This window comes from Exiguobacterium sp. s95, assembly GCF_018618655.1.
GTDB lineage: Bacteria > Bacillota > Bacilli > Exiguobacteriales > Exiguobacteriaceae > Exiguobacterium_A > Exiguobacterium_A oxidotolerans.
This window is the reverse complement of record NZ_JACSMM010000002.1, coordinates 26633-51990: the sequence shown is the minus strand read 5'-3', so window position 1 is coordinate 51990 and position 25358 is coordinate 26633. Positions and strand designations below refer to the sequence as shown.

Here is a 25358-nt window from a genome sequence, read left to right as displayed (position 1 = left end):
CGACAGCGGAATCGTCCTTTGAGCTTGTAAAGATTCGGTGAGGCTGATGCCTGACCAATTCTTAGTCTTCTTGATTTTTAACGCCCATGTACGCAGCAACGCTTGAAGCTGTGAACACAGCGATTGCGACGATACCAACCGCGATCCAAACGACTTGATCCACCATCTGTTTTCCTCCTTTAATGTAACCGCTCACTTTCTTTTTTTAGCGTACACGAAAATCGTCAAGAAAGAAACACATTTTCCATGTCTAATGACTGGACGTTTAGGGAAAAAGTAACTATAGTAGAAGGACAACTATAAATTGTCAGAAAATTCGATTATTTCACAAGGAGGTGATTCTGATGGCCACTCCACTCTTGAAACCGAAACTCATGATGCAACGACGAAGTACACTCAACTTTGGTTATTGGCTCGTCATCGGGCTCATTGGTTGGATGATGCTCAGCTTAGTCACAGGACTTCGCGATGTCCTGACAAGTCTTCCTTTGTATGAAACAATTCCACTGACATTTCTGATCGTCTTTGTTACCGGCGTTACTTTAAAGATGCTTCGCGATGAATGGTGGATTCGTTATCTCAATCGGCAAAAGCAATTCTATATCGGTCAAGAAACCGTCCTGACGTGGTGTTCGATCATCGACAGCATGTGGCTCGTCCGCAAACCGATGCGTCGCGAACTACGGCACCTGTACAAACATATCACACAGACGAAAATTTCTGAAGAAGCAAAAGAGACACTCGCAATGCAACTCGTTGAGCGAGGAATCTTGATTGTTTATTCTCGTCCGAAAAGTGACCATCCAGCTTAATAAAAAAGCATTGAGAACTCAGGATTCTGCCCCTTGAGTTCTCAATGCTTTTTTATTGTGTCAATTGATTGTTTAACCAGGATGCCGCGCTTTCAATCGTCGGCATGACGAGCTGATGTCCGTGGTTTGACCATGTCACGTCGACATGCGCTCCGGCACCTTCAAATAGTGCTTTTAGTTCTTCCGTCTCACTTGCGGCACAAATCGGATCATTTGCCCCCGCTCCGATGAAGACGTTGACGCCTTCACTATTTGGCAACGGGATGCCACGACGCGGTACCATCGGATGGAGCAAAATCGCTTGTGCGAACAGCGCTTCTTCAAACATCATGTTCGCTGCGATATTCGCACCGTTCGAGTAACCGACGGGAATTAATTCCTGAACGGAAAATTGATACGTCTCACTTTTTTCTTTGATGAATGCCATCAATTCTTTTGTCCGTAAGGCTAAGTCGGCTTCGTCAAAGACGCCTTCTGCCAAGCGTTTAAAGAAACGCGGCATCCCATTTTCCGTGACTGCTCCACGAACGGAGAGATAACCGGCATCTGGATGAAACAATTGGACGAGTCCGATTAAATCTTGTTCCGATCCACCCGTGCCATGGAGAAGCAAGAAAATCGGTGCGCCTTGTTTTTTAGGTTGTTCAAAAAGATGTATCATACGAGTCTCCCCTTCTTGACTGTGATTGGTGCGGCATGTTGCGCGATTTGCACCCGGTGCGCCTCAAATTGTTCCGGCAACTTTAAGTCTTCACCGAGTGCTTCGAATGCTTCATCAACGGCAAAACCAGGATTGTCCGTTGCGCTTTCATGACGATTACCTAGTTACTCCCTTTTATCCTTAATATAATAATAGTAACTAAATTACTAAAAGTAAACAAAAATGCTCAATTATATAAATTTTAAAAATGGAACCTTTAACCAGTTTTAACGTAAGGGTACAATGTAAAGAGAAGTGACTACTTAGTCTACCAAGGAGGTTCACATGCTAGAACTACAGAACATCACAAAACAGTTCGGCGATTTTACAGCCGTCGATGAGCTATCGTTTCAAGTTCCGGAAGGACAGATTTTCGGATTACTTGGCGCGAATGGTGCCGGAAAGACGACGACGTTCCGGATGTTGCTCGGTATCTTACAGCCGACGACAGGATCAATCACCTGGAAAGGAAAAGCCATCCCCCTCTCGCAAATCGGCTATTTACCAGAAGAACGCGGTCTTTATCCAAAGATTCGGGTGGACGAGCAATTAATCTTTTTAGCCGAGCTTCGTGGGATGCGGCGTAAAGAGGCTAAAGCATCTCTAGTGGCGTGGTTGGATTACTTTCAAATTCCTCAATATGAAAAGATGCGTGTCGAACAGCTTTCAAAAGGGAATCAGCAAAAAATTCAATTGATTTCTGCCGTCCTGCACAAGCCGGATCTGTTGATTCTCGATGAACCGTTCAGCGGACTTGACCCTGTCAACGTCGAACAACTTAAAAAAGCGGTCCGGAAACTGACGACGGACGGGACGACGATTGTCTTCTCGAGTCACCGGATGGATCATGTCGAAGAATTATGCGAACATGTCGCGATTTTAGATCACGGAAAACCTGTTGTCGCCGGTTACTTACCAGACATCAAAGCAGGCTACGGAAAAACGCGTGTTTTGTTAGCAACCGATGCCCCACCATTGTTATGGGATGCACTGCCTGGTATTTTACAGGTCGAGACGGAAGGCACCGGCTACACGCTCCAAGTCGAATCGAAAGAAGCCGCCGACGGATTACTTCGCCGTTTAATTACAGAAGGTTTCCACGTCGAACGTTTCGTCTGGGATCAACTCTCCCTACAGGACATTTTCATCGAGGAGGTCGGAAAACGTTATGAACCGTAAATTTATGACCCTGTATCGCTTTAGTTTATTACAAAAATTGCGGGCAAAAAGTTTTCTTATCTCAACCGCTTTAATGATTGTTTTTTTGATTGGATTTTCGAATATCGAACGAATCATTGACTGGTTTGCAGGAGACGAACCTAAAATCGCTGTTGTCAGTTCACTGGATGCGGACATCGTTCCTGTTCTAAAAGAAAGTGGGATAAAATCCGAAATCGATCAGAAAGATTATTCATTACAGGAAGCACGAGATGCCGTTAAAGACGGCACATATGAAGTGGTTGCGTTGATGACGAGCGATCCTTACGCTGTCACATTAATTAGTGAGAGTCCGGAACAATCCCTGAAAACTCAACTGTCAACGGCACTAAAACTGGTTCGTGATCAAAAAATCATTTCTGAATCAAATGTTGATCCTGCGATTCTCGCCGCATTGGCTGCTCCTATTACAACAAAACAAGAGTTAACATCCACTGGCGGAAAAAATGAGGACGAACTGTTTGCCGCTTCTGCCCTCGTGTATGTTTTGCTGTTCTTAATGTATTTTACGATTGTAATTTATGGCGGAATGATTGTAACCGAGATTGCCAATGAAAAATCATCACGTGTCATGGAGCTGTTAATCTCTGCTGCCAGTCCGATTCAACATATGCTTGCAAAAATTTTATCCATTGCAACGGTCAGCATCATTCAACTTTCTTTGCTTGTTGGCGTTGGTTACTACAGTGGACAAAAAAGCAGCTTGTTTGACCAACTATCACTCGACTCTTTAAGCATTCAAACAGTTGTCTACTTATTTGTATTCTTCTTACTCGGCTACTTCCTTTATGCAACGTTGCTCGCCGCACTCGGTTCACTCGTCAGTCGGGTCGAAGATGCACAGCAAGTAACGATACCCGTTATCATGCTGATTGTAGCCGCGTTCATGATTTCCATTTTTAGTTTAAACGCTCCAACAAATCAAGCGGTCGTCGTCTTATCATTCATTCCGTTCTTCACCCCGATGTTGATGTTCTTACGGGTCATGCTGACGGACGTCCCGATGTGGCAAATCCTTTTATCCATCGGCTTAATGGGGGTAAGCATCGCCCTTGCCCTGTTCGTCGGAACGAAATTTTATCGAGGCGGTGTGCTGTTCTATGGATCGAACCCGCTCAAGCAACTGCGACGTATTTTAAGTGGTCGTCAGTAGTGGTTTACAAGATGAGACGTTTCCGCTATCGTTAAGTGAGAAAAACTTTAGGAGGAACTACGTTATGCGGTCTCGTTTTTGGGCAGCTATTTTATTCACCGCTGCCGCCATCGTCTCGTCCCTTGTCATGTTTACGAAATTTCCACAAGCGAGCGAGACGTGGAAGCTCGTCCTTGCCTATGGTGGCATGACGTTTGTCGTCAGTCTATTTTTCTGGTCGTTCGTCGCTATCCGCATTCAATCATCTCGCCTCTTCGGAAGTTGGATGGGAATCTTCATCGCCGGCACGACGGTGTTACTCGTTTGTATCGCTCGGTTTGTGATCCGTGGAGATTTCATGATGGTCTTCAAATGGCAAGCTATGCTTGGTAGCTTGACGCTCAACTTTGGATACGTCGGATGGGTTCTCGTCATCGCGAACGCAATCATCGGCTTCATCATCGGGCGGACACGTCAAAAAAGCCGAGTCTCTCATCACCAAGTTCCACGACGATCATAAAACAAATGCCGCCACTTCTTCAGGAAGGGGCGGCATTTTTAATGAAAAGACTTCGCATCACTTTCGATGATAGCGCATTCGTTCAATCTGATTACTATACTGAGTGTAACACGTCGTTCGCTCGGTCGTTTCTCCCTCAGTCAAACGATCTAAATACTCGTCGAGTTGAATCATCGAGGGGAGTTTATCCTCGAACATCTCAAACGTCCCCCGCGCTTCTTCCCGACGAAGCTCTCCGGCCTCCATGACCGACTCGACCAGCTCGTGAAAGATTCGCTGTTCCGTCGTACTCATCGTCTGTTCAATTCGCTTCACGTCATCATCATACATCAAGTCAAACATCCGCATCCGTTCTTCGAGTTGTTCTTCGATGACGGATTCATCCTGACCCAGTGTCTGCTCGTACGCTAAACGCATTTCCTCGAGCGGTGTGCTGTCCTGCATGACGAACTTCAACGATTCCCCTGTCCAAATATGCCGCGCCAAATAACTCGAATCGATTTGTAAAACTTCTGCTAACGACTCGATGTAGGCTTTCGTCGGGTAGACCTCACTTAATTCTGTTCGTCGAATGAAATAAGGTGCGACACCCAGGTTATCTGCTAACTGATCAATCGAGATTCCGGCGCGTTCCCGCAAAATCCGAATCCGGTCCCCGTACCCTCGATATGGTGAATGATTCAGCATATGCTCCCTCCTCGCTATGCTCTTATCATACCCTTGAATCCGGTATCGGATACATCGAACTTTCGCCTGACTTTTGAAGCAGGTGTCGTGGGTATCGAACCCAGAGCGGGAAGATGCTTCCGATATAACAAAACGTGACGATTCCAATCCACATCAAGGAAACACCGAACAGGGGACCCATCTTAAGACCCGCCTCGGAAATGATGGCTTGGAACAACAACCAGGCATGAAATACGGAAATCAAGTATGGAATCATCAAGACCGCTCCATATTTCACAAGTAAAAACGTTCGGACACTTTGACGATCAAAACCGAGGGCAAACAGCGTCTTCAATCGTTTTTGTTCTTGTTCAGCCGTCATCTGCATCCAGACGTGGAGGAAACTCGCGTTGATGACGAAGAGCCAGACCGTCAGTAAAATGACGACGAATGAGACAAGACGGACAATCCGAATCCCATCGAGTTCATCTTCTGTTTCATTGATTAATTGATACGGCGCCGCCGCTTCGTTCGTCATCTTCGATTTCGACTGAATGTCCCGGACGATTGACATCCAGTCATCCCAAGCCCCTGTCCCGTAATCCCGATAGGCTGGCGTTTCAAAAACACGAATCCGGGCGAGGGGTTGTGCCAGTTCGTTGAAGCGCTGATCACTGATGACAAATAGCGTTTCGATGCGATAGTTATAACCGAAAAAGAGGCGGTGTTTAGCCGGGGTTACTAATCTGTATCCAGCTTGTTCCATCGCCTGTCGCGCTTTTTCCATCGTCGGTGTCTGTTCTTTTAACTGAACGGGACGGGCTGGAATTTGAAGCGCCTCACGGTCGTTCAGCTCGCGTCGTTTCTGTCCCAGCTCGTTTAATAATTGATTGTAGTCGGATAAAGGCAACACGTAACGTGTCCCCTTCTTTTTCAGACGAACTTCCTGCTGATATTTGTCCGGGAACGTCTCTTCCATCGTCTCTTCAATCTTTTGCAAGCGTTCGGACTGCTCTTTCGACTCTTCATAATAGACGAGTCCAAAATGATTTTGTGAAGATAAGTCTAACCCGACTACTTGAAAGATGAAGACGAGCCCGACTGCCGTTAGTGCACATGACGTCAAAATCGTCCCAAGGGCAACGAGGGTGCTATTCGTCCGGAGCTGTGTCGCAATTTCAGAAAGGATGAGTTTACGTAACGACAACGTCCGGGGACGATACAATTTCATCAACGTCGGTAACACATTACGGCAGATGAAAAAGGAACCGATAAAAATGACGAGTGGAAACAACAAAACAAATCCGGTTTGTTGGACGAACGCTAATATATAGCCGTACAACAACAGAAGAATCGCCAGGACGCGCAGCGACATACGAAAGCGGCGTTTCCATGTTGAACGTGTCCGAATGGGGCGATCCGGACGGAATCGATAGATTGCGAGTACTGTCGCCGTTAAGAGAACGAGGAGCGCCCCGGCGATGAGTACCAAAAACGACAGTGCAGAGATTTCAATATCGAGTCGTGGTAAAAACATCACTTTTTCGATTGCCAGCAACATTAGTTTCGTCAAGACGACTCCAAGCAACAACCCCGCCGAAATCGCTAGTCCGCCGACAAGGAGAACCTCAATGAGGAAGTACTTTAAAAAGTGCGAAAATCCGCTCCCGAGCGTCCGCATGACACGTAAATCATTTTTACGGTGTTCAAGCATCGTATACGTCGTCGCATAGATGAACAGGATACTGAAAAACAAAATAATCAGTTCCGCGATAAAAACAAAAATCATCGTCAGTTCGATGACTTGATTCAATTGACTTAAGACTTTTGCGACATTTTGGAACGAAGCACTCGTCACTAAGTTCCAGTAGCTCGTCGAAATCGTCATCGCGATGACAATCGTCAGGGCGTACCCATAGTACAGACGCTGATAGCGTTTAATGTTACGTAGGGCGTATTGTAGATAGTTGATGTTCGTCCCCTCCTAATAACGACAGCGACTCGATGACGCGTTGAAAGAAGACACGACGCGGTTCGTCACGAAACAACTCGGTTTGAATATTACCATCCTTCAAAAATAAGACATGGTTACAATACGAGGCGACCGTCGGGTCATGGGTGACGATGACCATCGTCATCCCGGCTGCATTTAACTCAGCAAGTAATTCCATTACATGTTTTGTCGCTTGGAAATCGAGTGCACCGGTCGGCTCGTCAGCCAACATCAAACGCGGAGCATGGATTAAAGCACGCCCAATCGCAGCGCGTTGGCGCTGTCCACCGGATACTTCATCCACCTGTTTGTCGAGTAGCTCATCGATTTGAAGCCGTTTTGCGAGATGCAGCATCTCCTCTCGCGCGAGCTTCGTCTTTTTCCCAGACAGCATCAACGGAACGAGCATGTTTTCACCAAGCGTCAACGAATCGAGTAGATTGAACTCTTGAAAAATGATTCCGAGTGTCTCACGCCGAAAGCGCGTCGTTTCTTTTCGCTTGAAGGTCGATGTATCAATGCCCTCCATCAAAATCGAACCCCAGCTCGGTTGATCGAGCGTCGCCAGTAAGTTGATCAGTGTCGACTTGCCACTTCCGGACGGCCCCATCACCGCGACCATCTCGCCTTCCTCGACACGGAAATTCAAATCCGTCAGCGGTTGTTCCGTTACTTTTCCTGCATATACTTTCCCAAGCTGTTTGACTTCAATCATCCGTTCGTCCTCCTACAAGCTTCAATCGACACGTCGTCCCTTGGCCTTCCAGACTATTCAATTCAATTTCATGCCCGAGCTTCGTACAGACCTGCCAGACGAAATAAAGTCCCATTCCGGTCGACTCTCCGTAACGCCGTCCATTTTCACCCGTGAAGAAGGCGTTGAAGACACGCGGCAAGTCACGCTTCGGAATGCCGACTCCATCATCAATCAATGTCAGCACGACTTGTCCGTCGCGTTCCATCGCCCGAATCAGAACTTCTTTACCATGTCCCGTCGTGTATTTGACGGCGTTCGTCAACAGTTGAAGTAACAAAAAGCGGAACCATTTAGCATCTGTATACACGTATAAGGACGGTTCGATTTCAAGCTTCGGATAGACTTTATTTTTGACAAACAGTCGTTTTTCTTGATTGATGATGTCCATGACGAGAACACGGAGATTAAGTTGCTCCGCCTTCAAATCCGTCTCGATTGCTTCGAGGCGTGACGAATACAACATTTGATCAAGACCTGTCCGTAGTCGTTCGACTTCGTGCCGCAGATCTGTCCGGTAATCTTCACCCGGATGTTCAAGAATCAGTTCGATGACCGAGAGCGGCGTCTTCATTTGATGAATCCACTGATCGACGTACCGGTGCCGTTCTTTTTCTTTCCGCCGTTCGGCAAACAAACTGTTTCGAAAAATCGTTTGTTGCCGTTCTAAAAATTGTTCGACTGCTGCAGCGATTGGTTCCTCACTGCCGGGGCGAATCGGTTCTGCAACCGAGGTAATCGGATTTTGTAATCGTTTAAGCAGTGGCAACATACTAAAAAAGCGATAGCTTAAATAAATGATGAGCGCGATTGTATCAAGTAAGATGATATAGAAAAACGCTGCGGGTTGATAAAGATCGTATAACCATAAGACGAGAAATAAGCCGACCAGTTGAACGATGAAAAACAGCAGTCCTGGAATCGTATAACGAAAAAACAGTTTCATTTTTCAAGCACCAGGCAATACCCGACTCCCCGGACCGTCTCAAGCCCTGACACGCCGATTTCTGCCAAACGTTTACGAACACGCGTAATATTGACGTTCAATGTATTTTCATCGACGAAGGCTTCATCATCCCAAATTCGTTCGAGCAGGTCTCCCCGGCTGACAATCCGCGGGCTAGCCGTCAGTAACATTTCTAAAATCAAACCCTCTTTTTTCGATAGTTCAATCGATTGATCACCATGTTCGACGATATACCGATCTAAATACAACGTGATGCCCGCCTTCACGACGGTCCGTTCATCATTCTCACTTGATAACGTCCCGTACGCCCGCCGAATCTGACTTTTGATTTTCGCGATGACAACGGCTCCTTGGAACGGTTTAACGATGTAGTCATCCGCCCCATATTCAAGTGCCATGACTTGATCCATTTCTCCGACTCGCGCCGAAATGAACAAAATCGGGGCACGTGTTTTTAAGCGAAGCTGCCGGCACCAATAAAAGCCGTCGAACTTCGGAAGGTTCACATCAAGCAAGATGACATCCGGCTTCGTCTCTTCAAAACGTGCCGCGACATCACCAAATCCATCTTCGTGAATGACACGGAAATCATAACGTTCGAGCAACTCTTGAAGTAACTCCGCGATTTTTTGATCATCTTCCACTAATAAAATTGTTTCCATCGAATGATTCATCTCCTTCGTTATCTATCATACCGAACAAAAAAAGGACTGGAAACGATTATTCGTTTCCAGTCACCGTCGTCACATCACAATCCGCCGGTACGCTCGGACCGTCATGATGTAATACACAAGGTAGACGACCGTATAACAGCCAATCGCAAGGACTGTCGGCATGACGATGTTGTAGTTGAGTAGTTTTTGGAGGACTTGCATCGCAAAGATGCTGTGAATGAGTCCAAGGAGGTACGGTAGGGAGAAGACAAATCCGACGAGGCGACGAATGATACTCACCTGTTCGCCTTGCGCCACCCCAACCTTTTGAATGATCGCAAAACGGTGCTTTGATTCTTCTGCTTCCGCAAGCATCTTGAAGTAGATGATTGAACCTGTCGCGAGCAGGAAGACGAGTCCGAGGAACCCGGCAGCAAATGCGAGCAGCCCTGTCGTCGCCGTCGTTATCGCGTAGACCGGATAATAGGCCGCCATGTCCGTTTCCGCCTGCTTTCCGTAAAGTGCCTCGAGTTTCTTCATCAACCCGTCATCCGTCCGTTCATCTGAAAATTGATAATTCGTCAGCATCCATGCACGCTCCGGCATCATCGCGAAGGCATCGTCCGAAACGACGAACGCCAATCGTTGTTTCTCATAGAGTTGAGCGATTGGTAAATCCGTTTCACCCGTGATGCGAAAGGACGAATGGATGTCGTTTATCTTGATTCCAACGGGTGACTTGACTCGTTCCTGCAACAAGTCGTTTCCTTTGAATGTCTCGAGGACAATCGCCTCACCTTGTTGCGGCTCAGGTAAAACACGTTTTCCGTTCGCCTTCGCTAGTCTGCGGTAGTCTGAATAATTGATGTAGCTGAATTGTCCTTTTGAACCGTCCATCGCATATGTCCGGTAGTACTTCGTCAAATATAACGGATTTGGTAACTCTTTCATCTGATGGTCGACATTTTTGACGTTGACCATCGTCCGCTGTTCAATGGTTTGATTCGATTCCTTAATCAATTGCTCTGCCTCCGGTCGTTTACTCGCAACCGATAAACTGTATGGCATTTGTTGCTCGACCGTTCGATCGATGAAATAGTAAATCGATGTCGCTGTTCCGACCGTCGTCAGTGTGACTGCCGTGATGACAGTAATCGTTGATAACATGACAGCATTCGACTTGACGCGTGACAGCAATTGACCATGTAAAATCAAATTCGTTCCTTCGAAGTGACGTGCCTGTTTACTGAGAACAAGCAACAAGAAAATCGTAAAGTAACTCATCGTCCCGAATGTTCCGACGATGATACAAACTATCAAGAGTGGCGCGACTACAGTAAAGTGATCGAGCAGCGGCTGCCCCGTCAGGTAATAACCGAATCCAATCAATAGAAGAGAAAGGACTGCGAGAATCGGATGGACTTTCGGAATCACTTCGACTTGTTGGTTTGCTTTGAATAGTTCAATCAAGGTGAAGCGATAAATTGTTCGTGCCGATCGCAGAGCAATCAATAAAAAAATGACCAAGAACACGGCAATCGTCTGACCCATTGCAGCGAGGCTGATCGTAAACGTCGCTTCGATATCGATTGCCATGACATGCGCAAGCAGTTGAACAAAGTATTTTGAAGCAACCGTCCCTAGAGCGGTCCCGATGATCAATCCGACCATTCCATATCCCATCGTTTCAATAAAGATCAGTTGAGCGATTTGTTTTCGCTCGAGTCCAAGTAACGCATATAAACCAAGTTCTTGTTTACGACGTCGTAAGAAAAAGTCACTCGAATACCAAATGAAAATCGTCGAGAACACGGCCAAGATGATACTCGATCCCGTAAAGACCGTCCCGAGCTTACCGTACATCTCATTTGCGTTCAGCATCGCTTCGTTCGAACGAATCGCTAAAAACGTGTAATAAATCAAAATTGCGAATGTGACGGCACCTAGATACATCATATTGTGCCGAATGTTCTTTAAATTACGAAAAGCTAATTTAGACAAACTCACGTGCTGCACCCCCGAGTTCGCGTTGGACTTCCATGATTTGTTCGAAAAATTCCTTTTGCGTCCCAAACCGATGGATTTCTCGGAACAGCTCTCCATCTTTGACAAAGACAATGCGTTCCGCGTATGACGCCGTGACAGAATCATGGGTCACCATCAAAATCGTTGCCCCTTGTTCATTCAGCGTCTCGAGGGCTTCGAGTAACCCTGTCGCTGACTTTGAATCGAGTGCTCCCGTTGGCTCATCAGCTAAGAGGAGTGATGGTTGGTGGATGATTGCACGTGCTGCTGCGACGCGTTGTTTTTGACCACCTGAAAGTTCGACCGGACGTTTCTTCAACAAATCTTCGACTCCAAGTTGCCGCGCCACTTGTTCAACACGCAACACAATCATCGCTTTCTCGACACGTGCCAGCGCAAGCGGAAGGGCAATGTTTTCTTCGACCGTCATCGTGTCGAGTAAGTTAAAGTCTTGGAAGATGAAACCCAGTCGTTCCCGACGAAACCGTGCCAATTGTTTTTCAGTCATGCTCGTGACATCTTCACCATTAATCGAAATCATACCTTCACTCGGTTGATCAATCGTCGATAAAAGATTCAACAGTGTTGATTTACCAGCTCCTGAAGGACCCATGATGCTGACAAACTCCGCTTCATGTACCGTCAATGATGTCGGTTTTAGTGCTTCATGCCGCGCCATCTTCGTTTGGTATACCTTCGTGATATTTTCTGCATTCAAAATTGCTTTCATATTCTGTTCCTCCTGAAGTCGATTCGTTACCTTCAGTCTACCGAGCAATCGTACTTCAAGGGATGGAGTTGACTTTCAATTCACTTACAAAACAGTAAGGTTTGGGTGGAGAACAAAAAACTCCCTCATCTCGTAAGATGAGGGAGTCGTGTAGACAAACTCTTATGAAGCGTGAATATGCTATATCGAGACGGATTGGGTTCTAAACCGTCTGCATGCCTTGATTTCCCTCACGGTATTACCTAAAAAGCGTCACGTTTCGTTGACTCCTACGGGGAAAAGTGCGTTTATAACGCACTTTCAGAGGCAGGCAAGACCCTGCTCATTGGCCGCTAGGATCCAAGGAGCAACGGCTTGCGCCTCGCCCGAGGAAAGCAACGAAAAAAGACGCTTGCTCTCCCGATAGCACGTTGTCTACAGTCTGAAACTCCCTCATCTCGTAAGATGAGGGAGTTTCAGGAGAAGCGCAAAATTTCGCGCGTAATCAGATTATTTATGTGTTGCCTTGAACAATTCTGTTTCGCCTGCCACTACTGAAGTACCTTCAGCAGGAACAGCAGAAAGTGTGAATTGGTCGTGGTTCGTGACGATGATTGGTGTAACCGTCGATGGTGCATTCGCACGGATGTAATCTAAATCGAACTCAACGAGGACATCGCCCGCTTTGACTTTATCACCAGATTGAACATGTGCTGTGAAACCTTCACCTTTAAGGTTAACTGTATCTAAACCAACGTGAATTAATAGTTCGAGACCATCTTCACCTTTAAGACCGATTGCATGTTTTGTTGGGAAAATCGTTTCGACTGTTGCGTTAATCGGTGCGACCACTTTACCTTCAGTCGGTTCGATTGCGACTCCGTCTCCCATCATTTTTTGTGAGAAGACTTGATCGGGTACGTTCTCGATGCTGACGATTTTACCTGTAAGTGCAGAAGTGATTTTTGCGTTTCCTGCTTCGTTGCCACCAAACAATTTTTTAAAGAATCCCATGATACTATCCCTCTACTTTCTTGATCGTTTTTCTTCATTGAAGAAGATTCGATTTTTTTATAGGAGCGTGTTTATGAACGACTCGCTCACGTTCTCACAAAAAGCATACGTTTGTCCCTCTAGTTTTGCAAGTATTTTTGTGTGATAATAGTTAGAAATCAAAAGGAGGCGCTTACATGTTACCATTTTCAGAACTTACATATGTCCGTCCTGATCTGAATGTTTTAGAAACCACCATGCAAAACGCAATTTCTCGTTTAAAAGAAGCCACACAAGTCGAACAGGCAAACGCAGCCATCACTGAGATTAATACCCTTAGAAACCAATTCGAAACAGCGAGCCAAATCGTCGAGATTCGTCATACGATTGATACGCGCGACGCATTTTACGAAACGGAACAAGGCTTTTTTGATGAAGCAGGCCCCGTCTATCAGGGCTACGTCTCGAGTTACTATCATGTGTTGACGGCGCATGCGCTCCGTGAACAGCTCGAAACGACTTGGGGCAAACAACTCTTCCTCTTAGCAGAAGCCAGCTTAAAAACTTTTTCAGAAGCAATCATTCCGAAGCTTCAAGAAGAAAATCGTCTCTCGAGTGAATACACGAAGTTGATGTCTTCAGCAGAAATCGAATTTGATGGCAAAACGTTGAACTTGTCTCAGTTCGGTCCTTACTTACAGTCACCTGACCGCGCGGTTCGTAAAGCGGCTTCAGAAGCACGTTACGGTTATTTAGCAGAACACGGCGAAGCGATTGATACGATTTACGACAAACTCGTCCATGTCCGGACTGAAATCGCCACGACGCTCGGATTCCCATCATTTGTCGAACTCGGTTATGCCCGGATGCTTCGCGTCGACTATAACCAGTCGATGGTCGAGGATTACCGCCAGCAAATCCTTGACACGATCGTTCCGATTGCGACGTCACTAAAAGAACGTCAACAACGCCGGATTGGTGTCGATTCACTCTACTACTACGATGAAGGATTCGCTTTCAAATCAGGAAACGCGACACCGCAAGGCGAGGAAGCTTTCATCATCGAAGGCGGAAAAAAAATGTACCGCGAGATGTCGCCTGAAACAAATGAGTTCTTTGATTACATGATCGAGCGTGGTGCCCTTGATTTGACGGCGAAGCCAGGTAAAGCAGGCGGTGGGTATTGTACCTACATCGCTGACGAAAAACTGCCGTTCATCTTCTCGAACTTCAACGGGACGTCGGGAGATATCGACGTCTTGACGCATGAAGTCGGTCATGCTTTCCAAGTTTATGAGAGCCGTCACTTCACGACACCGGAGTACGGGTTCCCGACATATGAGGCATGCGAAATCCATTCGATGTCGATGGAATACTTCGCGTACCCATGGATGGAAGAATTCTTCGGTGAAGAAACATCGAAGTATAAATTCAGTCACTTGGCTGGCGGTGTTACCTTCTTACCATATGGAGTCGCAGTCGACGAGTTCCAACACGTCATCTACAGCAAACCGGAGCTAACACCGGCTGAACGTCGTCAAGCGTGGCGGACGATCGAGAAGAAATACCTCCCGCATCGCAACTACGAGGAGAATGACTACCTCGATTCAGGTGCTTGGTGGCATCAGCAAGGACACGTCTTCGGCAGCCCGTTCTATTACATCGATTACACGCTCGCTCAAGTTTGTGCCTTCCAGTTCTATGCGTGGATGGAGAAGGACCGCGAAGCCGCTTGGAAATCGTACCTCGCGCTCTGTAAAGCAGGTGGATCAGAAAGCTTCCTTGCACTTGTCGAACGCGCCGGCTTGAAGTCACCTTTCGCTGACGGGACAGTCGACGAAGCGGTCGCACCAATCAAAGCCTATCTCGAACAAGCAGACGACTTAGCACTCGATCGTGTCTAACTAAAACATGCCTGACAGCAACAGGAATCACTCGTTCGCAAGTGTGCTGTCCTCAAGCAAAAAACATAAGCCCCGTTTTCCTGTCAGTTCAATGGACAGGAAAACGGAGCTTTTTTTGTGTACGCGTAGTTTACGTTAAGCCAACCGAAACGAACGAGGTACCCACTCTCCGCTTCGATTGTCTCATGAAGATTTCAATGTTTCCTGATGCTGCATGAACCAAACTTCAAATTCATCTGCCGGAATCGGACGGGAATAGTAGAACCCTTGTCCATATTCACAGTCGAGCTTTCGTAAACTCTCGCTTTGTTCCAACTGTTCAATTCCCTCTGCGACTACGTCGTACTTCAACGTATGCGCAAGCTTGATGATTGTCTCGATCAATGGTGCATTCGAACATGCATCTTCCCCGCTAATGAAGGAGCGGTCGATTTTCAGACGTTGGATCGGAAGGCGACTTAAATAAGACAAAGAAGAATAGCCGGTTCCAAAATCATCGATTGCCAATTGATAACCCATTGCATGTAGCGACTCGAGGGCATCAAAGACGCGTTTATCGGAAAAGACACCAAACGATTCCGTGATTTCTAACTCCATCCGCCGTTCAATTCCCGGATGTTCATTTCTGATATCCGCCAAATAGTCGACGATGCGACCGGAAGCAAGTTCTTTCACTGATAAGTTAGCTGAAACACCAAGCATCGCAAGTGGCGTCTGCTCCCAGCGTCTAATTTGGTTGACCGTTTCCTGAACGACCCACATGCCGACTTCTTCAATCAGCATCGAGCGCTCGGCAATCGGAATGAAGACGGCCGGGCTAATCATGCCTCGTTCAGGATGGAACCAACGGAGTAACGCTTCACAGCCTTCGACCTGTCCTGTCTTTAAGTTAATTTGTGGCTGATAAAATAACTGAAGCTCATTTTTGACGATCGCTTCGCGCAACTCTGCTTCGAGAACGACCGATTCACGGTACTCTTCACTCATCCATGATTCGAACCAAACCGGCTCCCCTGCTTGATCCCGTTTCGCATGTTGCATCGCGATATCAACAGATGACAAGAGCGAGGTCACGGCAACTGCATCGTTCGGATAACGGACCATACTCATACTGATGCTGACATGGATTTCTTCACCTTCGACATAATACGGAAGTTCCATGACTCGTTTTAATTCGTGGTAATCGACGATGCCTTGCTGCGAAATCAAGACAGCAAATTCATCTCCACCGATTCGTGCCGGTGAACCTGTCCCGATGAAGTGACGGCGTAAACGGTTCGCTACTTCTTTTAGAATCAAATCACCCGCGCTATGCCCATACGCATCATTGATGCGTCTAAACTGGCGTACACTGACTGTGACGAGTTCGCCGGGCTGTAACCCTGCCAATGCTTCCGTCATCTTTTGTTCGAAACCATTTCGATTCAATAGCGTTGTCAAGACGTCATACAGTGCCAGTTGCGTAATCCGCTCTTCTCGTCTGTATTGATCCGTTTCATCGTGACACGTTAAATAAAGTGCAATCCCGTTCTCGCTTTTCGTCGGCACATAAATGATGTTGACGAACATATTCCGAATGTCCGCTTCGAAAATCATCTTACAACGAATCGTTTGACTATGCCCTTCGATTGCCCCATTTAAGGCACGACGCACCCGGTTCAAATCAGCCGGGTGAATCAGTTCTTCAATCGTCACGAACTCTGTCGTCTCGACGAGCTTCTGGAACTGGTCATTCCCATGCAATAACTTGAAGTCTGCTGCTAAGGCAATGATTGGATCTGTATTTTGTGAAAACAGGGATTCGATTTCTGCTTTTCTCTGTTTGATTTCGAGCGTTTTTTGGTCATTGTAATCCAGTAGTCCTGAGATAATCGCCGTCATCGTCCGAAAAGCATGGACGACAGGTTGAAAATCATTGCGTTCCGGCACTTGATAAAACGATTGTTGCTGTCCTTCAGCAAATACGTTTGCTTCTTCCTGTAACATGACTAAGTCTTTTCGGAAAGCACGTAACAGCGAGAGCGTCAGTAAGAGTAAAGCGAAAATGATGAAGCACGTCGCAACGAACATCAACCACGCATTTCGAATGACATCATTTCCCCGGTCCGTCATTTCCGTTTGTACGTCTGAAATTGCTCGATTAAACAAACGGTACATGCTGCCTTGATAGCGATCTGAAATACGTTCTAACGTTTCGTATTCGCGAAGTGCGGGTTCACTCAACGTCGTATCGATCACACCAAAATATGCCGCCATCTCACTTTTCATCGTATTAATATCAAGTCTCGACGCTCCGTCTTCAGCATCAATCGTTGCCGAAAGCGTTTTCGTCACCGTATCATTTCTCACTGCCAAATCTTGACGTATTTGCCGTATTCTTGATAACTCGTATGCATCCAATTGTTTGTCTTGATCTGCACTAAGCAGGCTCTGTCCTGCTTTTCCGAAATCCCGTTCCATTAAGAACAGGTTAGAAAACAAGGAATAATATTTCCCGGTATCTTGACTGAGCGATAGCTGATTAAATAAAATTTCACTTTTATAATTTGCTACGGCCGTAAAAAATCGATTGCTCGCGACATAACCGTTTTTTCGAACCTCGTCGATTTCGGTTAGTACGTCCTCTTTCAAAGAACTTGTCGTCGGCATTGTCTCTAAACGTTTGCTCAGCGCCACGAGCTCGTCATCGACCTTTTTCGACCACTCGATTCGTTCCGTCAACGAGTCATCGACCCGTGAACTCAATGATAAGTAATAATAGTATGTAAGATCGCGTTCCGCCTGATTGACTTGTTCAAATACATCCATCACGCCGCTCGCACGTTTATAACTGTAACCTTCTTCTACATTTTTTAAGAGTTGCTGCGTCGCAATTAACACGGCTAACAACCCGATAATCGAAATCATCCATGAGAACGTTTTATAGTAGGAGCGTTTCCGAAATGCTTCTACGATGAAGACTGGTGGTAAAAGTCGCAACACATCGTCCTCCCTAAATTGTCATTATGTCTATATATCGTCTAAAAGAAGCGATTCGTGAAGCGGAAAGAGGTCAATAAAAACGCTTTCGCCCGTTTATTTTCGGGACAAAAGCGTTTTTGATCCATTCTTCAATATTGGACATTCTCTCGCTCTACCTTTTTAGCGAAATAGTCGATGATGTCGCGTCGACGAATGATTCCAATGAAGTGTTTGCCGTCATCAATGACGGGCACGAAGTTTTGATCAGTGATGACCTCAATCATTTCTTCCATTTGTGCTGTGATCGAAACGGGTTTATAACGAACACGTTGTTTAATGTCTGTCAGACGTGTTTGAAGTACATGATCATAATCCGCATGTTCCAGGTTTTTTTCAAGTGCCCAAAGCACATCACCTTCCGTGAGCGTTCCTGCATATTTTCCTTTATCATCAACGAGCGGGACTGACGTGAACCGATGATGTTTCATCTTTTCAAGTGCTTGCCTGACCGTCGACTCAGGATCTAAGTATTTCACTTCATCTTTTGGCAATAAGAAAAAAGCAATATTCATTTCTAAGTTCCTCCCTAGTCACTCTGTGACATCCACTTTATTTTATCATGAACTTTCGTTCGATTCATTTCTCAAATCATGAAAATCTCACCATAATTCCTTCATATTTAACATTACCCGTCCGATAATCAGAATAGACAGATTTTATAGATTATTTAGATAGGAGAATTACATATGCGCCTTCCCATCACACGCCGTCTTTTCATCGGTCTCATTCTATTACCTGCGCTTACGTTAGGTGTCTCAACCTGGTTCTCATACAACCAGACAAGTCAAACTGTTGAAAATCTTGTCGATTCAACGTCTCAAACGGCATTAAAGCAACTCGAGCAATCCTTCTCGCGGATCATCGACGATACAAAAAAAGATACGTCTTTACTCGCCGGACTCCCGTTCACGCGGGCGAGTGGCTCACTGCCGAACTATACTGATCCAAAAGACCTTCCTGATCTGACGGACGAACCGTCTCAAAAAGCAAAAGACATTTACAGCGTCCTCGAAAAATACGGTTCATCGAAAATCGAAAATTCTTTTCTCCAATACGCTGATACGTCAGGCGGCTATTTGAACTGGCCGAAGCAAGACGTCCCTGCCGGCTATGATCCACGAAGCGACCTTTGGTATAAACAAGCACTTGAAAATTCAAGTACGGTCGCCATGAGCGAACCGTATTATGACGAAGCGACGAAACTATCCATCATCAGTTTCTCAAAAGCGACACTTGATGATCAAGCAAACATCAAGGGTGTCTTGTCCGTCTATAAAAGCATCAACCGCCTCTCAGAAGACATGAAGCGAATCGAAATCGGACAGGAAGGTTTCGTATTCAGCTATACAAAAGACGGAAAAGTCGTCACGCACCCGAATAAAAATTACTTCTTTAAAAGTCTCGACCAACTCCGTGAAGAAGGAAAGTCTTATTTCAGTGCACCGAAACAGATGATTGACCAAGAATCCGGTTCCGCCATCATGGATGTTGCGGGGAAAAAATCAGTCGTCATCTGGCAACTCTCTTCTAAAACAGGTTTCAAGCTAGCAGTCGTACTAGATTATGCGTCTCTGTATGCTCCTAAAGATGCCATGCTCGAACAGTCGCTCATCAACTTTGTCGTCGCGATTGCGCTAGCGACATTGATTGCCTGGTTAATTGGACGCTCAATCAACCGTCCCCTCTCGACACTTCGGACGGAAGCCCTCGCGATTGCAAGCGGTGATTTACGGACGACAAAACGTCCAAAACGCTTTATTCGCGATGAACTTTCTGACCTCAATGAGAATTTCGATGCGATGCGTCAAAAGTTGCGTCAAACGATTACGGCCATGACACAATCAGCCGGAACCGTTCGTGATGCGTCACAGGACTTATCAGCAAATGCGACCCACGTCCAAAATGCGTCACAACAAATCGGTCAAACGATGGAAGAAATTGCAGCCGCCGGTGAAACGCAAACGAAACAGGCGGAACGATCTTCGCATGCCGTTTACGGTGTCAAGGAACGCTCCGTCGCGATGCAACAAGCGGCCGCTACGACGTTGTCTGAAGTCGCATCCGTCGCCGATGCCGCAACGCGCGGTAGCTCACTGACGAAACAAACGATTACCGACTTACTACAACACTCCGATTCACTCGAACAGGAAATTCAGAACACGTCCGAATTCCTCGGTAAACGTTCAGGCGAAATCGGAAAGATTCTCGGGACGCTTCAAGCAATTTCAAGCCAGACGAATCTCCTGGCTTTGAATGCCGCCATCGAAGCGGCGCGTGTCGGTGAACAAGGTCGAGGTTTTGCCGTCGTCGCAAGTGAAGTCCGGAAGCTTGCAGAGGAAAGCGATCATTCTGCAAAACAAATTAAACAGCTCCTCGATAATATTCAAAAAGAGACGCACACCGCGATGAGTGCGATGAACCATGTCATGGATGACTTGAAAATTTCCCTTGAGTCCGTCAAAACGACAGGCGTCGACTTCGAACAGATCGCCGGTTCCGTCCATCATGTCTCACAACGGACTGAATCGCTAACCGGTGATATCAGCGCTTTGACGACTGCGACAGAAGAAGTGTCTGACGCGATGGGAACCATTCTCGCGTTGACAGAAGAGAACGCAGCCGGTATCGAAACGAGTGCCGCAAGTATCCAGGAAACGAATGCGACAATCGAAGCCGTCACGACGGCAGCGACGCACTTGGCTCATATCGCAAGTGAACTTCATCAATTGACGTTCGACTTCCAATTAGACGATACACTGCCACCTGAAGAAAGAACCGAAGCTGACGAACTGCCTCATGCCGATGCGTCTGATGAAGTTGCAGACGAAGCAGCCGTGACCGAATTGGAACAGACAAGCGATAGCGACTTGTTTGAACTCGATGCTGAAGAAGTGCTCGATGATTCGACTAATCAGCAGGAATCAGACAATCGTTGATAAGCCTTATTAAAAAAGGAACCTGCCACGCGCAGGTTCCTTCTTTTCGTTCCTCCCTATACAATTTCTTGTACACCCCTTAGACTAGACTTAATGATTTCTACCGAGAGGAGTAGACCCATGAAGCCGCTACAAACAGACGATTTAATCCAGATTGCTGAAAGTATTTATGGGACGACCGGTTTTTTTGTATCGTACCAATCACATGAAAACGATTCACTTCATGTACGACCAACCGCGCCTGTCCATCCCGATCAATTGACGCTTGAAGCCGAGTGGCCGACTGCTGAATCGGTCCCACTCCTCTACACGCTAAAAGATGGAACGGCGTATTTATTCATTGCCGTCGCAGATCAAGGGCAATACCGAATTGGTCCCGTCCTGTTACAATCCGCCTTGTTTCGCGCGCATATTCAGGATGAGTCTTATCACCAATTTTATAAATCGTTACCTCGGACGACTGAAAATCGATTAATCGACTGCGCTCACCTCGTCTATCGGTTATTGAACGGACGACAGCTCCCGTCCCGCGCAATCCGGACGGAGTCTGAAATCGTCGAAGAAGAAATCCCGCTCGTCGCAGACGTACCTGCCCATACAGGAACGACAGCCTACCGCAAAGCTTGGCAACGCGAACAGCAAATCATCGACTGGATTTCCTCCGGTCAAAGCGAGCGATTGGCGACGACTTATTCCTTACCTGCTTATGGTGAATTCGGCTCGCTCGCACGCCATCAACCACTTCGGGCAGAAAAGAATCTCCTACTTGGAACGGTCCTGCTCAGCGCACGTGCTGCCATTATCGGTGGACTTGAACCGGACGAAGCCTTCTCACTCAGCGACCGGATGATTGATTCGATTGAAGCAGCAAACAGTATCTCTGAACTTCGTAATCGTCACGTCCGGATTACTGTCAGTTTTGCAGAAGCCGTCAAGCAAATCCAAGAGTTACGACACTCGCCACACGTCTTAGCTGCCATCCGTTACATTCAACAGCATCTTTACGATCCGTTGTCCGTCTCTTCAATCAGTCATGCGATTCACGTCTCCTCCAATTACCTATCCGTCCTGTTCAAGGACGAAACTGGTCTACCGCTTGCCCGGTATGTCATCCGGGAGCGAATCCGGGAGGCGAAACGCTTGCTCCGTTCGTCTGATGATTCGTTGCTGACGATATCAAACAAACTGCATTTTTCGAGCCAAAGTCACTTCAGTCAAGCGTTTAAACAGACGACTGGTGAGACACCCACCCATTATCGACAACGGCACTACCTGTAAAACGCAGCTGACGATTTAGTTTTTTAACCGACAACAGGACCCTCCGTTTACACGAAGGGGTCCTGTTTTTTGAATCGCCTGATTTAGTTAAAAGGACGAGTCGAACTCTTTTTTTAAAAGATCGACCGGCGCTGCATAGCCGATTGGACCACACAATAAATTTTCTCCGGTCCACATACTTAAATCCATCATATGCACTTGTTCTGTCGGTAAAAAGTCCTCAAGCTTCCACGAAATACTAATGATGGCATCATTCAATTGTCCGATGATACTTCGATCATGTGTCTTCGAGTACTGGACGTCACCGCACCGTTCCAGATAACGATCCACGACCGCATTAGAAAATCCTTCTGCTAAAAATGTGTCCTTGATTGCCTTCAAGGCAATGACATCAAATTGTTTGAATTCTTTCATTTTCATGCCGTAGAAGACGATACTATATCTTGTTTTGTTATTCATCAAGACAACACATTTTCTTCGATCAAACGTGAACACATTCGCATGCCATTCATAAAAAGAACCTGCGTGAGTTGTCTCATACGGAGTTAAGTTGATTTTCATCGCATCTGCTAGTTTTTTTGTACATTCGATCAGCATGCTCCAACCCCGCTTTTCCTTTAGTTAGAAAGTTGCTCTTACATTTTTACGAAAAGAGCTACACTCTCGACGTGTGTCGTATGCGGGAACATATCGACAGGTGTGACTTCCATCAGCTTGTAACCAAGTTCAGCAAGCAACTTCGCGTCACGTGCTTGAGTTGACGCGTTACATGAGACATAGACGATTCGTTTTGGTGCCACTTCAGCCGCAGCACGCAGGAATTCTTCGTCACAGCCTTTACGCGGTGGGTCAACGACGATGACGTCTGGTTTGATTCCAGCTTTGACGAGTGCCGGCATGACGGATTCAGCCGTTCCGTACTCGAATGATACATTGTCGATGCCATTCGCAGCGGCGTTACGACGTGCGTCGTCGATTGCTTGAGGAACCATTTCAATCCCGTAGACATGTTTCGCTTGTTGTGCAAGTGATAATGAAATCGAGCCGATACCACAATACGCGTCGACGACGATTTCTTCACCTGTCAATTGTGCATACTCCAGTGCTTTACCGTATAGTTTCTCCGTTTGCAACGGATTGACTTGGAAGAATGAATGTGGCGAGATTTCATACGTCAATCCGGCGATTTGATCGCGGATGACAGCCGGTCCGTGCAGGACGATGTTCTTTTTCCCTAAGATGACGTTCGTATCCTCTGGGTTGATGTTGTGTTGAATCGATGTCACGTTTGGGACAGCTTTTAAGATGCCCGCGACGATTTTATCGACGCCACGCAATTGTTTGACCTTCGTTACGAGGACGATCATCAATTCATTCGTATGGTACCCGTGACGTGCCATGATGTGACGGATGACACCCGTTTGTTTCTTTTCATCGTAAGCTGGGACTTTTAAGTCAGCGAGGACTTTACGGACCGCTTGGATTGCTTCATCATTTTCCTTGTTTTGAATCAAGCAGTAATCCATATCAATGATGCGGTGGCTCCGTTTTTGGTAAAAACCGGCCATCAACTTGTTCGACTGGAAAGCGACCGGGACTTGTGCTTTATTGCGGTAGCCCCATGGATCTTCCATCCCGATTGTTTCATGGACCGGAATTTCGAGTCCTGCGAGGCGGGCAAATGCATCACGAACACGGTTGTGCTTAAAGACGAGTTCTGCATCATATGATAAGTGTTGCAGTTGGCAGCCCCCACATTGGTTGTAGACAGGACATGGCGGCTCGACACGGTCAACACTCTTCGTCTTTTGACGGATAATTCGTCCGAAACCATATGATTTCGTTGTTTTCGTAATTCTGATTTTGACTTGTTCCGTCGGTAAAGCTCCTGGAATGAAGACCGTATAACCATCGATTCGTGCGACACCTGAACCGTCGTGCGTCAAATCAACGATATCGACGACGTGCTCGTCATTTTTTTGTACTGGGATCATAATTGGGTTCCTCCTAGAAAACCCCGCGCCTTACGCGAGGTTTGTTTCTGTTTCTTGTAGTTGTGTATTAATCAGTTCCATCTCATCGATCCGGAACTTCGGTGTCATGACATCGAAATGCGACTGTAAATTCGTCATCTCCCCTTCACAGGTGCCACCGAACTCACCGTCGATGTTCAAGCTCATCTCAGAAGTATTTTTCATCCGGACGAATGAAGTCGTGACATGCTCGACACAAGGATCCGAGAAGTGATCCCCTTTTAAGGCGAGACGCATGACGCGAATCAGTTCGACAAGATTACATTTTTTTAAGATGAATAAATCAAACCGTCCATCATTGAGTGACGCATTCGGAGATAGCTTCTCAAAGCCACCAACGGAGTTCGTATTCGAAGTCAAAAACAACATGACTTCGCCTTTGAACGTCCCTTTTTCATGTTCGAGTTCGACATACGTCGGACGGATTTGTGGTAGCTTCTCCATCCCTTTGACGTAATAAGCGAGTTGTCCGAGTGCCGTTTTGAGTTTTGACGGAACCTCGTAAGACAACTCCGTCATGATGCCGCCACCTGCGATGTTGATGAAATAATGAACACCCGTCGTTCCTTCAATCTTCCCAATGTCGACAGGCATCGTATAGCCGGTGCAGATGACATCCATCGCGCCTTCAATCGTCAACGGAATCCGCATCGCTCGTCCAAAATCATTCGTCGTCCCGACAGGCAAGACACCCAGTTTAGGGCGAACCTTGTAGGCAGCCATGCCACTGATGACTTCGTTTAACGTTCCATCTCCACCCGCAGCCACGACGAGGTCAAATTCAGCTTCACAGGCCCGTGCTGCTTCATGTGTTGCGTCACCGACCGCTTTCGTCGAATAGACGGAAGTCTCATAACCCGCTGCTTCAAGCCGGTCTAAGATATACGGCAGATTTCGCTTTACCATCTCTTTCCCGGAAGTCGGGTTATAAATCACTCGCGCTCTAGGTCTCATAAGTTTTTCTCCTTTTTAATCAACCGGTCCATTTGATACATAACTGTTTTATTTTACATGAAGTTTTGCTACATTACAAAGCCGAAAAAA

At 46.5% G+C, this 25358-nt stretch carries 21 protein-coding genes; 7 read left to right on the top strand and 14 right to left on the bottom strand.

The features are described from left to right. Nucleotides 1-344 precede the first annotated feature (344 nt). Nucleotides 345-812, top strand: coding sequence for a hypothetical protein (locus tag KNP99_RS04925; protein ID WP_088837814.1), 468 nt, complete (start codon nt 345-347; stop codon nt 810-812). A gap of 52 nt (nt 813-864) precedes the next feature. On the opposite strand, the gene KNP99_RS04920 is transcribed toward KNP99_RS04925, so the two are convergent. Then, complete coding sequence (locus tag KNP99_RS04920; protein ID WP_215193055.1) at nt 865-1473, bottom strand: alpha/beta hydrolase; 609 nt, start codon at nt 1471-1473, stop codon at nt 865-867. A gap of 324 nt (nt 1474-1797) precedes the next feature. Between KNP99_RS04920 and KNP99_RS04915 the strand changes: the two genes are divergently transcribed. From KNP99_RS04915 to KNP99_RS04905, 3 genes are all read left to right on the top strand, one after another. After that, entirely contained in the window at nt 1798-2691 is an 894-nt protein-coding gene (locus tag KNP99_RS04915) for an ABC transporter ATP-binding protein (protein WP_215193054.1), read from the top strand. Then, nucleotides 2681-3883: an ABC transporter permease gene (locus KNP99_RS04910; RefSeq protein ID WP_088837817.1), complete on the top strand. Its 1203-nt coding sequence runs from the start codon at nt 2681-2683 to the stop codon at nt 3881-3883. The genes KNP99_RS04915 and KNP99_RS04910 overlap by 11 nt, the downstream gene beginning before the upstream one ends. 64 nt (nt 3884-3947) lie before the next feature. Continuing rightward, on the top strand, nt 3948-4382 hold the full coding sequence (locus KNP99_RS04905; RefSeq protein WP_088837818.1) for a hypothetical protein: 435 nt from the start codon (nt 3948-3950) through the stop codon (nt 4380-4382). Nucleotides 4383-4439: 57 nt separating this feature from the next. Here KNP99_RS04905 and KNP99_RS04900 read toward each other — a convergent pair whose 3' ends face one another. From KNP99_RS04900 to KNP99_RS04865, 8 genes are all read right to left on the bottom strand, one after another. Then, entirely contained in the window at nt 4440-5069 is a 630-nt protein-coding gene (locus tag KNP99_RS04900; protein ID WP_214767127.1) for a helix-turn-helix domain-containing protein, read from the bottom strand. A gap of 25 nt (nt 5070-5094) precedes the next feature. After that, complete coding sequence (locus KNP99_RS04895; RefSeq protein ID WP_251133054.1) at nt 5095-6936, bottom strand: FtsX-like permease family protein; 1842 nt, start codon at nt 6934-6936, stop codon at nt 5095-5097. A 55-nt stretch (nt 6937-6991) separates the two neighbouring features. After that, nucleotides 6992-7756, bottom strand: a complete 765-nt coding sequence (locus tag KNP99_RS04890; protein ID WP_088837820.1) for an ABC transporter ATP-binding protein — start codon at nt 7754-7756, stop codon at nt 6992-6994. Then, on the bottom strand, nt 7749-8741 hold the full coding sequence (locus tag KNP99_RS04885) for a sensor histidine kinase (protein WP_214807171.1): 993 nt from the start codon (nt 8739-8741) through the stop codon (nt 7749-7751). Before KNP99_RS04885 ends, KNP99_RS04890 begins: the two co-directional genes overlap by 8 nt. Further along, complete coding sequence (locus tag KNP99_RS04880) at nt 8738-9424, bottom strand: response regulator transcription factor (RefSeq protein ID WP_214807170.1); 687 nt, start codon at nt 9422-9424, stop codon at nt 8738-8740. Before KNP99_RS04880 ends, KNP99_RS04885 begins: the two co-directional genes overlap by 4 nt. Nucleotides 9425-9505: 81 nt before the next feature. Continuing rightward, entirely contained in the window at nt 9506-11422 is a 1917-nt protein-coding gene (locus tag KNP99_RS04875; RefSeq protein WP_215193053.1) for an ABC transporter permease, read from the bottom strand. Next, on the bottom strand, nt 11409-12170 hold the full coding sequence (locus tag KNP99_RS04870; protein ID WP_214767119.1) for an ABC transporter ATP-binding protein: 762 nt from the start codon (nt 12168-12170) through the stop codon (nt 11409-11411). Before KNP99_RS04870 ends, KNP99_RS04875 begins: the two co-directional genes overlap by 14 nt. Nucleotides 12171-12659: 489 nt before the next feature. Then, entirely contained in the window at nt 12660-13163 is a 504-nt protein-coding gene (locus tag KNP99_RS04865; RefSeq protein ID WP_088837825.1) for a PTS sugar transporter subunit IIA, read from the bottom strand. A gap of 176 nt (nt 13164-13339) precedes the next feature. On the opposite strand from KNP99_RS04865, the gene KNP99_RS04860 reads away from it, so the two are divergent. Beyond that, nucleotides 13340-15046 carry a M3 family oligoendopeptidase gene (locus tag KNP99_RS04860; RefSeq protein WP_214767117.1) on the top strand — a complete coding sequence of 569 codons (1707 nt, stop codon included), beginning with the start codon at nt 13340-13342 and terminating at the stop codon, nt 15044-15046. Nucleotides 15047-15229: 183 nt separating this feature from the next. On the opposite strand, the gene KNP99_RS04855 is transcribed toward KNP99_RS04860, so the two are convergent. Then, on the bottom strand, nt 15230-18028 hold the full coding sequence (locus tag KNP99_RS04855; protein WP_214767115.1) for a putative bifunctional diguanylate cyclase/phosphodiesterase: 2799 nt from the start codon (nt 18026-18028) through the stop codon (nt 15230-15232). Between the two features lie 128 nt (nt 18029-18156). After that, nucleotides 18157-18579 (bottom strand): CBS domain-containing protein, encoded by a 423-nt coding sequence (locus KNP99_RS04850; protein WP_029331512.1) that lies wholly within the window; start codon nt 18577-18579, stop codon nt 18157-18159. Nucleotides 18580-18753: 174 nt separating this feature from the next. Between KNP99_RS04850 and KNP99_RS04845 the strand changes: the two genes are divergently transcribed. Both KNP99_RS04845 and KNP99_RS04840 read left to right on the top strand, forming a co-directional pair. Then, complete coding sequence (locus tag KNP99_RS04845; RefSeq protein WP_214768880.1) at nt 18754-21003, top strand: methyl-accepting chemotaxis protein; 2250 nt, start codon at nt 18754-18756, stop codon at nt 21001-21003. A gap of 120 nt (nt 21004-21123) precedes the next feature. Further along, nucleotides 21124-22281 carry a helix-turn-helix domain-containing protein gene (locus KNP99_RS04840; protein ID WP_214768883.1) on the top strand — a complete coding sequence of 386 codons (1158 nt, stop codon included), beginning with the start codon at nt 21124-21126 and terminating at the stop codon, nt 22279-22281. 87 nt (nt 22282-22368) lie between these two features. Here KNP99_RS04840 and KNP99_RS04835 read toward each other — a convergent pair whose 3' ends face one another. The 3 genes from KNP99_RS04835 to KNP99_RS04825 are packed head-to-tail and all read right to left on the bottom strand — an operon-like array spanning nt 22369 to nt 25268. Beyond that, nucleotides 22369-22878 carry a DUF6933 domain-containing protein gene (locus tag KNP99_RS04835; RefSeq protein ID WP_215193052.1) on the bottom strand — a complete coding sequence of 170 codons (510 nt, stop codon included), beginning with the start codon at nt 22876-22878 and terminating at the stop codon, nt 22369-22371. 38 nt (nt 22879-22916) lie between these two features. Then, nucleotides 22917-24275 carry a 23S rRNA (uracil(1939)-C(5))-methyltransferase RlmD gene (gene rlmD, locus KNP99_RS04830; RefSeq protein ID WP_215193051.1) on the bottom strand — a complete coding sequence of 453 codons (1359 nt, stop codon included), beginning with the start codon at nt 24273-24275 and terminating at the stop codon, nt 22917-22919. A gap of 30 nt (nt 24276-24305) precedes the next feature. Beyond that, on the bottom strand, nt 24306-25268 hold the full coding sequence (locus KNP99_RS04825) for a diacylglycerol kinase (RefSeq protein ID WP_029331519.1): 963 nt from the start codon (nt 25266-25268) through the stop codon (nt 24306-24308). Between the last annotated feature and the right edge of the window lie 90 nt (nt 25269-25358).

Bases quoted from the DNA above. Each gene is read 5' to 3' on its own strand.
- KNP99_RS04925 (WP_088837814.1), top strand. From the start codon at position 345: ATGGCCACTCCACTCTTGAAACCGAAACTCATGATGCAACGACGAAGT.
- KNP99_RS04920 (WP_215193055.1), bottom strand. From the start codon at position 1,473: ATGATACATCTTTTTGAACAACCTAAAAAACAAGGCGCACCGATTTTC.
- KNP99_RS04915 (WP_215193054.1), top strand. From the start codon at position 1,798: ATGCTAGAACTACAGAACATCACAAAACAGTTCGGCGATTTTACAGCC.
- KNP99_RS04910 (WP_088837817.1), top strand. From the start codon at position 2,681: ATGAACCGTAAATTTATGACCCTGTATCGCTTTAGTTTATTACAAAAA.
- KNP99_RS04905 (WP_088837818.1), top strand. From the start codon at position 3,948: ATGCGGTCTCGTTTTTGGGCAGCTATTTTATTCACCGCTGCCGCCATC.
- KNP99_RS04900 (WP_214767127.1), bottom strand. From the start codon at position 5,069: ATGCTGAATCATTCACCATATCGAGGGTACGGGGACCGGATTCGGATT.
- KNP99_RS04895 (WP_251133054.1), bottom strand. From the start codon at position 6,936: ATGACGATTTCGACGAGCTACTGGAACTTAGTGACGAGTGCTTCGTTC.
- KNP99_RS04890 (WP_088837820.1), bottom strand. From the start codon at position 7,756: ATGATTGAAGTCAAACAGCTTGGGAAAGTATATGCAGGAAAAGTAACG.
- KNP99_RS04885 (WP_214807171.1), bottom strand. From the start codon at position 8,741: ATGAAACTGTTTTTTCGTTATACGATTCCAGGACTGCTGTTTTTCATC.
- KNP99_RS04880 (WP_214807170.1), bottom strand. From the start codon at position 9,424: ATGGAAACAATTTTATTAGTGGAAGATGATCAAAAAATCGCGGAGTTA.
- KNP99_RS04870 (WP_214767119.1), bottom strand. From the start codon at position 12,170: ATGAAAGCAATTTTGAATGCAGAAAATATCACGAAGGTATACCAAACG.
- KNP99_RS04865 (WP_088837825.1), bottom strand. From the start codon at position 13,163: ATGGGATTCTTTAAAAAATTGTTTGGTGGCAACGAAGCAGGAAACGCA.
- KNP99_RS04860 (WP_214767117.1), top strand. From the start codon at position 13,340: ATGTTACCATTTTCAGAACTTACATATGTCCGTCCTGATCTGAATGTT.
- KNP99_RS04850 (WP_029331512.1), bottom strand. From the start codon at position 18,579: ATGAATATTGCTTTTTTCTTATTGCCAAAAGATGAAGTGAAATACTTA.
- KNP99_RS04845 (WP_214768880.1), top strand. From the start codon at position 18,754: ATGCGCCTTCCCATCACACGCCGTCTTTTCATCGGTCTCATTCTATTA.
- KNP99_RS04840 (WP_214768883.1), top strand. From the start codon at position 21,124: ATGAAGCCGCTACAAACAGACGATTTAATCCAGATTGCTGAAAGTATT.
- KNP99_RS04835 (WP_215193052.1), bottom strand. From the start codon at position 22,878: ATGCTGATCGAATGTACAAAAAAACTAGCAGATGCGATGAAAATCAAC.
- rlmD (WP_215193051.1), bottom strand. From the start codon at position 24,275: ATGATCCCAGTACAAAAAAATGACGAGCACGTCGTCGATATCGTTGAT.
- KNP99_RS04825 (WP_029331519.1), bottom strand. From the start codon at position 25,268: ATGAGACCTAGAGCGCGAGTGATTTATAACCCGACTTCCGGGAAAGAG.